Here is a 15,133-nt window from a genome sequence, read left to right as displayed (position 1 = left end):
ATTAAATCAGGCCACGGACAGTGGCCCAATATAAGCCACGGTTAAAACCATTGCGTAACATTCCACCCACTTTGGTCGGTGGTGTTGGCATCACATCATTGCGGTAGTCGTACCATAGCGGCATCCCCGCATTCAGCCCCATTTGGGCCAGCGCTTGTACTTTTCCATCGTAATGACTGGTTGGGTAGCCGATGCGCAGCTCAGAGACAATATTGTCAGCAATAACAGGCGCTTGGTTATGACAGGAACCGCCTGCTTTGCTAATCGGTAGGTCAACGGTATCACCAATAACATAAACCCCCGGCTGCCCATAGACTTGCAGAGTTTGGTGGTCAGTCGGTAACCAACCCTCCCCGTTATCCCATTCACTCAATCCGGTGTTACGCACCGCATCCACAGCGGTAATCGGCGGAGTACTCATTAAGATATCAAAGGGTTGCTCGTCTCCCTCGGCGGAATAGGCAATCTTTTTATCGGGGTCGATTTTTTGCAGCGTAAAACCGCGCTGGTGCTTGATACCTTTAGCGGCAAAAATATTGGGTAAAACTTCCCCTGTAGGTCTTTGTAAGAAAAGACAATTACGCAACAGCTGAGAAACCGTGGGATAGGTATAAACAATTTCAATGGTATTACGCACTCCACGACGGCGGAGATAGTCATCCAACATCAGTGTAGTTTCTATCGGAGCAATGCCACATTGATGGGGTACATTGGGTGTTTGCGGGAAGGAGACGGTGATAAAAATACGGCCTTTCTCTATTTTCGCTAATTTATCAGCTAATTGATGAGAAGCGGCATATTGATAAAAATGATCGCCGGCTTCAGCCAGGCCCTCAATTCTATCTGGCCGGGGAACACATCCTGTCGCAAACACTAAAAAGTCATAATTATATTTTTTCCCACTACGACATGATATTTCTCTTTTAGATAAATCGAAATCCTCCGCTTTATCAACAATAAAAGTAACTTCTGGCCGTAATAAACTTTGTTGTGAACGTTCCAACTCTTGTTTATAAAATAAATTAAAAGCGACATACATAAAAGCGGGTTTATAGTAGTGAACCGGAGAGTCAGAAATAAGTATTAATTCAACTTTCCTTTCAAGAATATCCCGATGCAATTTAGCTGCTAATAAATTAGCTAAAATAGTACCGCCAGTGCCACCACCGACAATAACAATTCTATTGAGCATGTCACTTTACCCCATTAGACCAAGATAAAAACCCTCCTATATCTATAATGTCTGCATCAATTATGAATAGCCATTAGTCGCATCAGAATAAATAAGGAATTCTAATTAATCAAATCCATGAGATATTAATTGTAGTAATAAAAAATTAGACTGCAAACAATATTTCGTGACAAGCATCACATCATTGAAATCAACATATAAGAAACATTTATATAACATGTCGGGATTATATAAATTTAAAGTAGTTATAATTACCCAGATGACTCTCTCGCTACACTCCAGGTATGAAAAAACCCGCCGCAGCGGGTTTTTCAATCAACTTTAATCAAAGCTAAAGCACAGTAATTACTGGCCTTTTACTTCTTTCAGACCGTTGAATGGTGCGCGGTCGCCCAGCGCTTCCTCAATCCGAATAAGCTGGTTGTATTTAGCAACACGGTCAGAACGGCTCATAGAACCCGTTTTGATCTGGCCTGCTGCGGTACCTACTGCCAGATCGGCAATAGTAGCATCTTCGGTTTCGCCTGAACGGTGAGAGATAACCGCGGTGTAACCTGCATCTTTCGCCATCTTGATAGCAGCCAGAGTTTCGGTCAGAGAACCAATCTGGTTGAATTTAATCAGGATAGAGTTAGCAACACCTTTCTCGATACCTTCTTTCAGGATCTTGGTGTTGGTTACGAACAGATCATCACCAACCAACTGGATTTTATCACCCAGGACTTCGGTCTGGTATTTGAAGCCAGCCCAGTCAGATTCGTCCAGACCGTCTTCGATAGATACAATTGGGTACTGTTTGGTCAGGTCTTCCAGGAAGTGAGTGAACTCTTCAGAAGTGAAAGCTTTGTTGCCTTCGCCAGCCAGAACATATTTGCCATCTTTATAGAATTCAGATGCAGCACAGTCCATCGCCAGAGTAACGTCTTTGCCCAACTCGTAGCCTGCCAGTTTTACCGCTTCAGCGATAACAGCCAGTGCTTCGGCATTAGAACCCAGGTTTGGCGCGTAGCCACCTTCGTCGCCTACTGCGGTGCTCATGCCTTTGGATTTCAGAACTTTAGCCAAAGTATGGAACACTTCAGAACCGATGCGAACCGCTTCTTTCAGAGTTTTAGCTCCAACTGGCTGAATCATAAACTCTTGAATATCAACGTTGTTATCAGCATGCTCGCCGCCGTTGATGATGTTCATCATAGGCAATGGCATAGAGAACTTGCCTGGGGTACCATTCAGTTCAGCAATATGCTCGTACAAAGGCATACCTTTAGATGCTGCTGCTGCTTTAGCTGCTGCCAGAGAAACAGCCAAGATGGCGTTAGCACCAAACTGTGACTTGTTCTCAGTCCCATCCAAATCGATCATGATTTTATCGATGTTAGCCTGGTCTTTAGCATCTTTACCGATAACTGCCTGAGCAATTGGGCCATTTACTGCTGCAACGGCTTTCAGAACGCCTTTGCCCAGGAAACGGGATTTGTCACCGTCACGCAATTCCAGTGCTTCACGGGAACCGGTAGATGCACCTGATGGTGCCGCAGCCAAACCAACAAAACCGCCTTCCAGATGAACTTCAGCTTCTACAGTTGGGTTACCACGGGAGTCGATGATTTCGCGACCGATGACTTTAACGATTTTGGACATTAGATTTTCCTCAGTACAAGTTAAACTAAAACTCCAGACAGAGGGGGCGACATCGCTGCCGCCCCTTCTACCAAATATTTTATTTCACCTGGCGCTTCTGATACTCACCAGCCGCTTTCACAAAGCCGGCGAACAACGGGTGACCATCACGTGGCGTCGAAGTAAATTCTGGATGGAACTGACAAGCCACAAACCACGGATGATTTGGCAGCTCAATAATTTCCACCAGTTTGTTATCCGCAGAACGCCCTGCTATGCGTAGCCCGGCGGCTTCAATCTGCTTCAACAACATGTTGTTGACTTCATAACGATGACGATGACGCTCAACGATGGTAGGTTCGCCATACATCTGACGTACCAGGCTACCTTCGGTCAGGTGGCACTGTTGCCCACCCACACGCATGGTACCGCCCAAATCGCTCTCTTCCGTGCGTACTTCAACGTTGCCGTCTTCATCACGCCATTCGGTGATTAATGCAACCACCGGATACTTACAGTCTGGCACAAATTCTGTGGAGTTCGCGTTTTCCATCCCCGCAACATTACGGGCAAACTCCATCAGTGCAACCTGCATACCCAGGCAAATGCCCAGATAAGGAATATTGTGTTCACGAGCATAACGTGCGGCCAGAACTTTGCCTTCCACACCACGGTAGCCGAAGCCCCCAGGGATGAGGATAGCATCCAATCCTTTCAGCATCTCTTCGCCGCGCGTCTCAACATCCTGTGAATCAATTAGCTTGATATTCACCGTCAGACGATTTTTCAGCCCGCCGTGCTTCAAAGCTTCAATCACAGATTTATAGGCATCTGGCAGTTCTACATATTTGCCGATCATCCCAATGGTCACTTCGCCACCTGGATTCGACTCTTCGTATAATACCTGTTCCCATTCTGCGAGATTTGCTTCAGGACAAGTTAAGCTGAATCGTTTACAAATATAATCGTCAAGGCCCTGTGATTTCAATAGCCCTGGGATTTTATAAATGGAATCAACATCTTTTAGTGAGATAACCGCTTTTTCTGGCACATTACAGAATAATGCAATTTTAGCCCGTTCATTAGCAGGAACCGCGCGGTCAGAACGGCAAATCAGCACATCTGGCTGAATACCAATAGAAAGCAGCTCTTTTACCGAATGTTGCGTTGGCTTAGTTTTCACTTCGCCCGCAGCGGCCAGGTAAGGAACCAACGTCAGGTGCATGTAAAGCGTATGCTCGCGACCAACATCAACCGCCATCTGACGAATAGCTTCCAGGAATGGCAAGGATTCGATATCACCGACAGTGCCGCCAATTTCAACCAAGACAACATCGTGGCCTTCGCCGCCTTCGATGATGCGTTCTTTGATGGCATTAGTGATATGAGGAATAACCTGAATAGTTGCACCCAGATAGTCGCCGCGGCGTTCTTTGCGCAGAACTTCAGAGTAAATACGGCCAGTGGTGAAGTTGTTACGGCGAGTCATTTTAGTGCGAATGAAACGCTCGTAATGCCCTAAATCCAGATCGGTTTCAGCACCATCTTCGGTGACAAAAACTTCCCCGTGTTGAGTCGGGCTCATGGTGCCCGGATCCACGTTGATATACGGGTCCAGTTTCATGATGGTAACGTTGAGGCCACGGGCTTCAAGTATAGCCGCCAGAGAGGCTGCGGCAATGCCTTTACCCAGAGAGGATACGACCCCGCCGGTCACAAAAATATAATTAGTTGTCATGCTGAACCTGAGAGTTTAGGTTTAAAGACGATGGAAGAACCAAGACGGGAAAGTAGTATACCCGAACCTTGGTTTCGCTACAAACACTCTCCGCGCGAGTGGCCATTTTTGCCGTTTTTACCGAGCGAAACATCGTCTTGCTATCCGTTATAATTCAATATATTAACGCAATTAAAATTCAACAACCATCCACCAAATGAATTAAAACACCTTACATTTCAGTTTCTTGCTGTTTAACTTGCTGCCAGGCAGATTCCATTTCATCCAGTGTCGCGCTCTCCATGGTTTTACCTGACGCTGTAACTATTTGTTCTACCTGACGAAAACGACGTTCAAACTTGCGATTTGCCGCCTGTAAGGCATTTTCAGCTTTATGCCCCAAATGGCGAGATAAATTAACCGTAGCAAACAGTAAATCGCCAATTTCCTCACCCAACTTTTCTTCATCCACCACAGCTTGCCGAGCTTCGAACATCACTTCATCGATCTCTTCGTAGACTTTATCGAGCACCGGCCCGAGTGTGTCCCAATCAAAACCTACTGATGCACAGCGTTTCTGGATTTTATGTGCTTTCATCAAGGCTGGCAGGGCATCAGGGATATCATCCAATGCCGAATACAACGCTTTCTGCGCCCGTTCCTCGGCTTTACGCGACTCCCACCCTGCCAATGCCGTATCACTGGTAATTATAGCGTCTGAATCATTTTGCGGCGCACCGAGGAACACATGTGGATGGCGACGCACTAATTTATCGCTGATAGCATGGCAAACATCATCAAAGGCAAATAGCCCTTGCTCCTGCCCCATTTGCGCATAAAACACCACCTGAAACAGTAAATCACCCAATTCGTCGCGAAGATCGTCGAAATCCTTGCGCTGAATCGCGTCAAGCACTTCATAAGTTTCTTCCAGCGTGTAGGGCGCAATAGTGTCAAAAGTCTGCTTACGATCCCACGGACAGCCGTGCTCGGGGTCACGCAAGGTGCGCATAATATCCAACAAACGTTGCAGAGCTAAGGCCGTGGCATCTGGGGGAGTTACTGACTTAGTCATATGAATTTATTCACTTTTTTATTTTTTAAAATTCGAGGCGTAGCGAGTGCAGCCAGTTTAGTTGCGGACTGCGCGCAGGACTCCGGAATGTACTTGAGTACATGAGGAAGCCGAGCATAGCCCAAGACTAAAATGGCAAAGCGCAGTAGCCGTCCAGATCAAAAAAATTAATTGCCGTGGAGTCGACGGGCATCTATCACATCCGGCAACTGATTCAGCTTGGCTAACACCCTACCCAGCACCTGCAAGTTGTAGATCTCGATGTCCATGTCGATGGTCGCTACCATCTTTTTGGTATCGCTACGGCTGGCAACGCCCAGCACATTGACTTTTTCGTTTGCCAAAATGGTGGTGATATCACGCAGCAAACCACTGCGATCATTGGCCGTGACTCGCACCACCAGCGAATAGCCACTGGAATAGCTTTCGCCCCAAACCGCATCAACAATCCGCTCAGGCGCATGGGATTGTAATTCAGCTAACTGCTCACAATCAGCACGGTGAATGGATATACCGCGCCCCTGCGTAATAAAACCAATAATTTCATCGCCCGGAATAGGCTGACAGCAGCGAGCAATATGGTGCATCAGATTACCGACACCTTCGACCACAATGCGCCCGCTGTCTTTGCTGGCATTACGCGGTGCTGGCTGATGTTTATTATTCAGATGGCGTAAAGCCTCTAAATCCGCCTCTTCCGCCGTCGGCTTATTCAATTTTCCTTGCAGGAAGTTGACCATCTGATTCAGACGGATATCACCGCCACCAATGGCTGCTAACACTTCATCCATGGAATTCATGTTATAGCGCGGAACCAGCAGCTTCTCAGCCTCTTTCAAGCTGATATCCAGGTGCTCCAGCTCGTCGTCCAACATCTGCCGACCGGCAAGAATATTCTTGTCTCTATCTTGTTTTCTAAACCAGTTATGAATCTTAGAGCGCCCGCGGCTGGTGGTGACATAGCCGAGGTTAGGATTCAGCCAGTCGCGGCTTGGGTTAGGCTGCTTCTGAGTGATAATTTCAATCTGATCACCCATCTGTAACTGGTAAGTAAACGGCACTATCCGGCCACTGATTTTGGCCCCAATACAGCGGTGGCCGACATCACTGTGGATATGGTAAGCAAAGTCCAGCGGTGTAGAACCGGCAGGTAAATCAATGACATCGCCTTTCGGTGTGAACACATATACGCGGTCGTCAAATACCTGACTGCGCACTTCATCCAGCATTTCGCCGGAATCCGCCATTTCTTCCTGCCAGGCAATCAATTTACGCAACCAGGCAATCCGCCCTTCATAACCAGAGCGACCTGCGACTACCGCGCCCTCTTTATACTTCCAGTGCGCAGCAACTCCCAGTTCTGCATCTTCATGCATCTGACGGGTACGAATTTGAATTTCAAGCGTTTTACCACGCGGCCCCAGCACTACCGTATGGATCGATTGATAACCATTAGGTTTAGGGTTGGCGACGTAGTCGTCAAATTCATCAGGTAAATGACGGAAATGGGTATGAACAATGCCAAGCGCGGCATAGCAATCCTGCAAGCGCTCCACCACCACCCGCACTGCGCGCACATCAAACAGTTCATCGAAAGCCAGCGACTTCTTCTGCATTTTGCGCCAGATGCTATAGATGTGCTTGGGGCGACCATAAATGTCGGCTTTGATACCCTCTGCCGCCATGGCTGCATGCAATGAAGCGACAAAGTCATCAATGAATTGCTCACGATCAATACGGCGCTCGTGGAGTAATTTGGCGATTTGCTTATATTCATCAGGGTGCAGATAGCGGAAACAGAAGTCTTCCAACTCCCACTTGATCTGGCCAATACCCAAGCGGTTAGCCAGTGGAGCATAAATATTGGAACACTCTTTGGCCGCCAGTACGCGCTCATCTTCCGGCGCATCTTTCACTTCGCGCAGATGCGCAATACGCTCTGCTAACTTGATGACTACACAGCGGAAATCTTCCACCATCGCCAATAACATACGGCGCACATTATCCACTTGCTCAGAGCTCATGGAATCATTGTGGGTGGCTTTTAACTGGCGGATGGCATCCATATCGCGCACACCATGCACCAAATAAGTAATACTTTTACCGAATTGTTCGGTCAATGTGGCTTCATCCACCACATTGGCATCCACCAGCGGGAACAGCAGCGCAGCGCGCATACTGTCATTATCCATGCTCAGGGTGGAAAGAATCTCAACCATTTCAAGGCCGCGCCACAGCAACAGCGAGGCATTGGGGTGGTTTTGCGTCTGCTGCTCACAGTAGCGCCAAGTCTCGGCTAATCGCTCACCTGATTGCAGATTAGAAAGTCCCAAACTGGCTATCCAGTCGTCGAGAGCAAACTCGCCCGCTGGATTCAAATGTGCACTTCGTACCGCAACCATAACTTCTCCCTACTTTGCGACCCCTGGCTCCTGCATCAACAGCGCCATAGATTCAAGATGCCCGGTGTGGGGAAATATATCTAACATTCGCACCGAGCAAGACGGTAACCGGCGGCTAACAGCACCTGACTATTTCGTGCCCGCACGGTGGGATGACACAAAATATACACCACCCGCTTTGACGCCAGTTTAACTATATGTGTTTAACTGTATTTGTTTAACTATTATATATTTAACTAGTATTTAACTATATGTAGCAATCTGGCATGACCCCGGCAGCACCTGTGCAAGATCTAACCATATTTTATCAAATACCGGTGTTGCCCACGGCTGACAATTGATGTCGGATTCCAAATTTTCATGGAAAAAAGACACCTTGGGCAACGCGTTATTCAATGCATTATACTGCCCATTCGCTACTCACGCCGCAACTCCTTCCACACCGACCACTTCGCGGCAAATTTTACTAATGACAAGATAAAATTATCCCTACCGCAGAACAGATCCAACATCAGCTCATAGGGCTACACATCCAGCCATGCTATAGCCTGACCCAACATTTGCGGGTTAACCGCCTCATTGACTTGAGTAAAATCTCGCGAATGAAACACTCAATATAGACCCCAAATCAGGTAATAGGGTTCCGCACTGATGAGTTTTCCAGACTATCACTACTGCCAGCCAGATAGGCGGCAACCTAATCTCGCTTGCCAGCGGTAACACTTTTAACTTGCTCCTCTGGTAAAGCAGCGGGGATAAAGATAGCTTTGCCTTGGTGGTACGCCCCGCTTAACCAAAGGGGTCGAGCGAATTTACTGCCACAGTTAGCGTTTGTTTGGTCGTCACACGCCGGTTTGGAGAGTAGAATTACGCCATATTGATTGATCAAACATCGGTTTTGTAAGCTGCTGATTCTCCCACATTGGAATACCATGACCAAATACAGTCTTCGCGCGCGCATGATGATTTTAATCTTGGCCCCCACGCTGCTTCTTGGGCTGTTACTCAGCACGTCCTTTATGGTCAATCGTTACAATGAGCTGCAAAAACAATTAGTTAATGCTGGCACGAATATTATTGAGCCGCTAGCGGTTGCCAGCGAATATGGGATGACCTTTCGCAACCGCGATACTGTTCGTCAGTTAATTAATCTACTTCATCGCCGTCACTCGAGTATTGTTCGGTCAATTTCTGTTTTTGACGCAGATAACCATCTTTTTGTTACATCTAACTATAATTACAATTCCTCACAATTAAGATTGCCTAAAGGCACCCCCATTCCGACTTCACTGATGCTTTCCTATCGCGGCGACTCTCTGATTTTGCGGATGCCCATTGTGTCAGAATCCAACCTATCCAGTGATCGAGCTTCCGATTCCGATATCACGAATCGGCCATTGGGCTATATCGCCATGGATTTGGATTTACAATCAGTTCGCTTGCAGCAATATAAAGAAATCTTTATTTCGACTCTGCTGCTGCTGTTCTGCATGTGTGTGGCGATTTTGTTTGCTTATCGGCTGATGCGTGATGTCACTGGCCCCATCCGTAACATGGTGAATGCCGTTGACCGCATTCGCCGCGGGCAATTAGACAGCCGAGTTGAAGGGCAAATGCTCGGGGAGCTAAATATTCTGAAAAACGGCATCAACTCAATGGCCATGTCACTGGCGGCCTATCACGAAGAGATGCAACAAAATATTGATCAAGCCACGTCAGATTTGCGTGAAACACTGGAACAGATGGAAATCCAAAACGTTGAATTGGGGCTGGCGAAAAAACGTGCGCAGGAAGCCGCGCGGATTAAATCTGAATTTCTGGCTAATATGTCTCATGAGCTACGAACCCCGCTGAATGGGGTGATTGGCTTTACCCGCCAAACACTGAAAACATCGCTGACACCGACACAAACTGATTATCTACAAACCATTCAGCGCTCGGCCAACAATCTGTTATGCATCATTAATGATGTACTGGACTTCTCCAAGTTAGAAGCCGAAAAATTGGTTCTTGAACACATCCCGTTCCCACTGCGTGGTGCGTTGGATGAAGTCATTATTCTGTTGGCACATACCGCCCATGAAAAAGGCCTGGAGCTAACCCTTCATGTTAATAATGATGTTCCGGAGCAAGTGATTGGTGATGCCATGCGTTTACAGCAAATAGTCACCAATTTGCTGGGTAATGCGATTAAATTCACCGAACAGGGCAATATCGATATTCTGGTGGCCACACAGACAAAAACTCCGCAGCAAGTAACCTTAGTGGTAGAAATTCACGATACCGGCATTGGTATTTCTGAATCCCAGCAAACCCAGTTATTCCAGGCTTTTCGTCAGGCTGATGCCAGTATTTCACGTCGACATGGGGGAACCGGGCTTGGGCTGGTTATCACCGAAAGATTGGTAAAAGAAATGGGCGGCGATATCAGCTTCCACAGCCAGGTTGATCGGGGGTCGACTTTCAGGTTCCATCTCACCTTGAATCTCAATGAAGCCATTCCCTATCGCCATCCCGATATGTCGCATCTGGAAGGGAAAACGCTGGCCTATATTGAACGCAATGCTACTGCGGCAAGAGCAACACTGGATATTCTCAATATCACACCTTTGCAGGTCACTCATAGCCAAACATTAGCGCAATTGCCGTTGCAACATTATGATTTCCTGCTGGTTGGGGTGCCCATTCCATTCCGCAATAATATGGCAGTTCATCAGGATAAATTGGTGGCTGCACTGAAAGTTGCTGAGCGAGTTATTCTAGCATTACCCAGTCAGTCACAAGTGGAAGCTGAGCAACTTAAACAAATAGGAGCCAAAGCCTGCCTGATAAAACCATTATCATCTAATCGATTGATTCCTTTATTACTATGCGAAGAACCTCTTAGTGAATTAGCAGTGACAGAACAGCCCAGTAAATTGCCAAAGCTACCATTTAAAGTCATGGCCGTGGACGACAACCCGGCTAACTTGAAATTAATAGGAACCTTACTGGAAGAATTGGTTGAAGAAACCGTGTTATGCGACAGCGGGGCAAAAGCCATAACCTACGCCCGTGAAAATACACTGGACATCATTTTAATGGATATCCAAATGCCGGAAATCGACGGCATTCGTGCCAGTGAAGTGATTCATCAGATGTCACATCACCAAGACACGCCGATCATTGCCGTCACTGCTCATGCCGTCCGTGGACAACAAGAACAATTATTAAAATTAGGTATGGCAGATTATCTGGCAAAACCCATTGATGAAGCTCGGCTAATACAAGCACTTTCGGGCTATCAACCTGATTGTATAAAAAAATTTCGGGTAGAAACTGACATTCAGTCAATGCCACCATCTGGATGTCAGGGGTCAATAGACTGGCCATTAGCAGTGAGACAAGCAGCGAATAAAGAAACGCTGGCCAAAGACCTTTTAACCATGTTGTTAGAGTTGACACCACAAGTTGCCGAACGCGTACAGGCGATTCTGGCTGGCGCTCATGATGATGATATTCTGAATCTGATTCATAAGTTTCATGGCAGTTGCGCATGTAGCGGTGTACCTCGATTGAGGCAATTGTGTATGACGATTGAACAACAGTTACGCCAACAAACGGCGTTACAAGATTTGCAGCCTGAGTGGCTTGAATTATTAGATGAGATAGATAACGTTCGCGACGCCGCCCGAAATTATTTGGGTGCAGCCTAATATCAGCGCGGCATCGGGCATAAAAAAAGGGCACAGCAATAAACAGCCGTGCCCTTTGTTACGGTATTTATACTTTTTCTATATAAATACCGGTTACTGTGTCAGTGGCGATTACTGCATCAGTAAATAGAGTGAAGTATCACCACGCTGAATGCTCAACGCTAATACCGATGGTTTGGTATCAAGGATTTTCCGCAGCTCACCCAGATTTTGAACCGGTTGCTGGTTTACACCCATGATAATATCGCCTTTTTTCAGGCCGATACGCGCAGCAGCAGTGCCAGGTTTCACACTATCAACTTTCACGCCTTTCTTGCCATTCACATCAGAGTTGCTCAGTTCCGCCCCTTCAATGCCGGTGTAGAGATTACCGGAATCAACTTGAGTTTGGCTGCTTTGCTCTAATGTGACGTCCACATTGACCGGTTTACCCTCACGCAGAAGACCCAAGGTCATTTTGCTACCGACTGGCAAGGTCCCAATTTCAGCACGGAATCCAGCGAAACTGTTAATGGCTTTGCCGTTCATGCTGACAATCACATCACCCGCCTTGATCCCTGCTTTGGCCGCAGCAGATTTTGGCAGTACCTGACTGATAAAGGCACCTTTCTGTGCATCAACATTCATGGCTTTCGCCAGCTCAGAATTCAATTCTGTGCCCATGATGCCCAACTCACCACGTTTCACCTGACCAAATTCAACCATCTGCGAGGTCAGGTTTTTCACCATGTTACTTGGGATAGCGAAACCGATACCGATGTTGCCACCATCCGGTGCCAGGATAGCCGTGTTGATCCCAATCAGCTCACCGTTCAGGTTGATCAGTGCGCCACCAGAGTTACCACGGTTAATTGCCGCGTCAGTCTGGATAAAGTTTTCATAGTTTTCCACATTCAAACCACTACGACCCAACGCCGACACAATACCAGAAGTGACGGTTTCGCCCAGACCATACGGATTACCGATAGCGACGGTATAATCCCCCACACGTAGTTGGTCGGAATCGGCAATTTTAATCGCTGTCAGGTTTTTGGCATCTTTCAGCTGTAACAATGCAATATCAGTACGTGGATCTTTACCAATCACTTTCGCATCAAAACTGCGACCATCGCTCAACTTAACATTGATTTTGGTCGCATTATCTACCACGTGGTTATTCGTTACGACATAACCCTTAGCAGCATCAATAATTACACCTGAACCCAGTGCACGAAAATCTTGCTTGTTTGGAACTCCACCCTTGCTACCTGGCCCCCCCTGACACATCGGCGAACCCTGGAACGGAGAACCGTCCTGGCAGAATGGTGAATCATCACCAAAGAATTGCTGGAACTGCGGTGGTATGCCACCAGCACCGGCATTGCTGACCTGGGCACTCCCCTCCACATTAATACTCACAACTGAAGGCATTACCTTCTCTAGCATTGGCGCCAGGCTAGGGAGCTGCTGGCTGCTGGAAGAAGCCGTCTCTGCCGCAATGGCAGAAGAAACCGGCCCCATGGCTAAACCGATGCTCAATGCCAATGCACTTAACACTAAAGTTGTTTTTTTCATGTATTCTGGTTCTCGCTATACAATTAATAATGAGTCAATAAATAATGTATACAGACTTATCCCATCAATTTTGATATTGCTTTAGGTCTGGCTGGCAAACCCGAGAATCTAACCCAATTTAGTGAATCGGGTGAATGCTAACCGCTAACACCACAGCAATTTCAAGTAAGAAGAATATAGTCGTCTTGCATAGTAAGATTAAATATGGGGGATGAAGTTCAGAGAGCCAATAATTGAAAAAGTAAAAAAATATTGTCCGTCTTTACAAAACTATAGTTAATTAAACGGACATTTTAGTTTTCTGCATACTATTCCGCAGCCATTAAACGCCGATATTCATCATAAGCATAAAGATCTGTCATACCACTGATATAATCCTGAATTAAACGCGCACGATAATAATACTCATATATCTCATGTTGTTCTGGCGATAAATTACTTAGCCGCTCTACTGACTCCACATAAGCCAAGCGATGTTTAGTCGACAACTTATGGAACAAACGGGTCTCAATCGGGTACTGACGATGGCTGTCTTCTGCCACTAATTGTGTAAACGCTGCTTGTGGCATAGCTAATAGCGGGCTATATATATCAAGCAATCCACTAATAACTCTATACCCTTGTAATTCAAGCTGTTCTACTTCCGGGTAGTTGAATACGTGTTTCACTGCGACTTTTTTAAAAATTTGCAGTAATTTACACGCCGCACTGGAATCTTCTAATAAAGCTTGGTTAAACGAGCCTGCAAATACAGCAGGAAGATTATCAATAAAACGCTGGGCTGCATGGGGAACTAATTTCCCTACGGTATTAACCCGTAAATACATAAAGAATTGATCTTCCGAACTGCGCCGGGCTTGCCCACGTCCTAATTGACGAAATGCACCGCCAACCACTTTATCAAACAAATCGCCATGAGCAATATCACCCCACTCTTGCATCATATGGTCATAAAGTTGTTCAACACTGAAGATATTCTTTTCAACCGCATCTTCCAAGTCGGCAATACAATAAGAAATATCATCCGCAGCTTCCATAATATAGGTCAGTGGAAAGCGGTTAAACTCTCCCATATTGAGTTCACGACGTAAATCTTTAACATAATCCTCTTCCGCGAGATAAAACCCTGGTTTCTTCATTAAATAATGATGGGAAGAGGGAATATCCCCTGACCAATAAGCCGGTTTGGTATATTTAAGAATGCAGCCAACCTGTGCATAGGTGAGATTCAACTTTAATAAGCTATAAACCAAGCGAATGGCTTGTGCGTTACCCTCAAACTGGCTCAAGTCATGGCGAATTTTACTACGCAAAATATTGAGCTCAGTTTCCCCTTCTCGTAACTTTAATACATTAACCCGACATTGATCTTTGCCCCGCGGCTCAGCACCACCGCCATTAGGGTCCATTTGTTTAGTGAACCAATTATTGATTGCTGATTCGCCAAAATGCCCAAAAGGCGGGTTACCAATGTCATGCATCAGGCACGCCATTTCTACAATACTTTCAAAAGGATCAAGCAGCTTATCCAGCCCATAGGCACTGATTTTTTTATCTTGCTTAAAGCGATTGAGGATCTCTTTGGCGATATAACGGCCAACCTGTTGAACTTCCAGTGAATGGGTCAAACGGCTGCGAACAGCCGCATTGCGTTCCAAGGGGAAAACTTGTGTTTTTTGTTGTAAACGCCGAATAGCCGCGGAGTTTACAATCCGGCCGCGATCACTTTCAAAAACCCGAGTAATCTCATATTCATCTTCAGCCGAACTGGGTTTACCAAATGGCCGCTGAAAACTAATTTTCTGTTTAAAGTCAATCCCGGACATGTTGCCCCCTGAGTATTCATCTAAATACAGTGATACCCACTCTCGGAAGAAG

At 46.4% G+C, this 15,133-nt stretch carries 8 protein-coding genes and 2 pseudogenes; 1 reads left to right on the top strand and 9 read right to left on the bottom strand.

Going from position 1 to position 15,133, the window contains the following annotated elements:
- Window position 1: 1 nt before the first annotated feature.
- From FTA91_RS11310 to rumA (FTA91_RS20565), 7 genes and pseudogenes are all read right to left on the bottom strand, one after another.
- On the bottom strand, window positions 2-1,192 hold the full coding sequence (locus tag FTA91_RS11310; protein WP_145583372.1) for an NAD(P)/FAD-dependent oxidoreductase: 1,191 nt from the start codon (window positions 1,190-1,192) through the stop codon (window positions 2-4).
- Window positions 1,193-1,537: 345 nt separating this feature from the next.
- On the bottom strand, window positions 1,538-2,833 hold the full coding sequence (gene eno / locus FTA91_RS11305) for a phosphopyruvate hydratase (protein WP_038636153.1): 1,296 nt from the start codon (window positions 2,831-2,833) through the stop codon (window positions 1,538-1,540).
- A 79-nt stretch (window positions 2,834-2,912) separates the two neighbouring features.
- Window positions 2,913-4,550 (bottom strand): glutamine hydrolyzing CTP synthase, encoded by a 1,638-nt coding sequence (pyrG, locus tag FTA91_RS11300; RefSeq protein ID WP_050114042.1) that lies wholly within the window; start codon window positions 4,548-4,550, stop codon window positions 2,913-2,915.
- Between the two features lie 211 nt (window positions 4,551-4,761).
- The gene (gene mazG / locus FTA91_RS11295) at window positions 4,762-5,604 is read right to left on the bottom strand and encodes a nucleoside triphosphate pyrophosphohydrolase (protein ID WP_050114040.1); all 843 of its coding nucleotides are present in this window, start codon (window positions 5,602-5,604) and stop codon (window positions 4,762-4,764) included.
- A 167-nt stretch (window positions 5,605-5,771) separates the two neighbouring features.
- A complete protein-coding gene (gene relA, locus FTA91_RS11290) occupies window positions 5,772-8,006 on the bottom strand; it encodes a GTP diphosphokinase (RefSeq protein ID WP_050114038.1) in 2,235 nt (744 codons plus the stop codon).
- Window positions 8,007-8,015: 9 nt separating this feature from the next.
- Window positions 8,016-8,209: pseudogene (gene rumA / locus FTA91_RS20570) on the bottom strand (23S rRNA (uracil(1939)-C(5))-methyltransferase RlmD); the annotation flags it as partial.
- Window positions 8,210-8,290: 81 nt separating this feature from the next.
- Window positions 8,291-8,703 (bottom strand): annotated as a pseudogene (rumA, locus tag FTA91_RS20565) (23S rRNA (uracil(1939)-C(5))-methyltransferase RlmD); the annotation flags it as partial.
- Window positions 8,704-8,938: 235 nt separating this feature from the next.
- On the opposite strand from rumA (FTA91_RS20565), the gene barA reads away from it, so the two are divergent.
- On the top strand, window positions 8,939-11,701 hold the full coding sequence (barA, locus tag FTA91_RS11285; protein WP_050114036.1) for a two-component sensor histidine kinase BarA: 2,763 nt from the start codon (window positions 8,939-8,941) through the stop codon (window positions 11,699-11,701).
- A 111-nt stretch (window positions 11,702-11,812) separates the two neighbouring features.
- Here the strand turns inward: barA and degP are convergent, their stop codons facing one another.
- A complete protein-coding gene (gene degP, locus FTA91_RS11280; RefSeq protein WP_050114034.1) occupies window positions 11,813-13,255 on the bottom strand; it encodes a serine endoprotease DegP in 1,443 nt (480 codons plus the stop codon).
- A 308-nt stretch (window positions 13,256-13,563) separates the two neighbouring features.
- Window positions 13,564-15,081 carry a dGTPase gene (gene dgt, locus FTA91_RS11275; protein ID WP_050114032.1) on the bottom strand — a complete coding sequence of 506 codons (1,518 nt, stop codon included), beginning with the start codon at window positions 15,079-15,081 and terminating at the stop codon, window positions 13,564-13,566.
- Window positions 15,082-15,133: the final 52 nt, after the last annotated feature.

The sequence above is a fragment of the Yersinia thracica genome, from assembly GCF_902170565.1.
Lineage (GTDB): Bacteria > Pseudomonadota > Gammaproteobacteria > Enterobacterales > Enterobacteriaceae > Yersinia > Yersinia thracica.
Note: the sequence above shows the minus strand (reverse complement) of the source record. Positions and strands in the feature narration are given on the sequence as shown.

Bases quoted from the DNA above. Each gene is read 5' to 3' on its own strand.
- FTA91_RS11310 (WP_145583372.1), bottom strand. From the start codon at position 1,192: ATGCTCAATAGAATTGTTATTGTCGGTGGTGGCACTGGCGGTACTATT.
- eno (WP_038636153.1), bottom strand. From the start codon at position 2,833: ATGTCCAAAATCGTTAAAGTCATCGGTCGCGAAATCATCGACTCCCGT.
- pyrG (WP_050114042.1), bottom strand. From the start codon at position 4,550: ATGACAACTAATTATATTTTTGTGACCGGCGGGGTCGTATCCTCTCTG.
- mazG (WP_050114040.1), bottom strand. From the start codon at position 5,604: ATGACTAAGTCAGTAACTCCCCCAGATGCCACGGCCTTAGCTCTGCAA.
- relA (WP_050114038.1), bottom strand. From the start codon at position 8,006: ATGGTTGCGGTACGAAGTGCACATTTGAATCCAGCGGGCGAGTTTGCT.
- barA (WP_050114036.1), top strand. From the start codon at position 8,939: ATGACCAAATACAGTCTTCGCGCGCGCATGATGATTTTAATCTTGGCC.
- degP (WP_050114034.1), bottom strand. From the start codon at position 13,255: ATGAAAAAAACAACTTTAGTGTTAAGTGCATTGGCATTGAGCATCGGT.
- dgt (WP_050114032.1), bottom strand. From the start codon at position 15,081: ATGTCCGGGATTGACTTTAAACAGAAAATTAGTTTTCAGCGGCCATTT.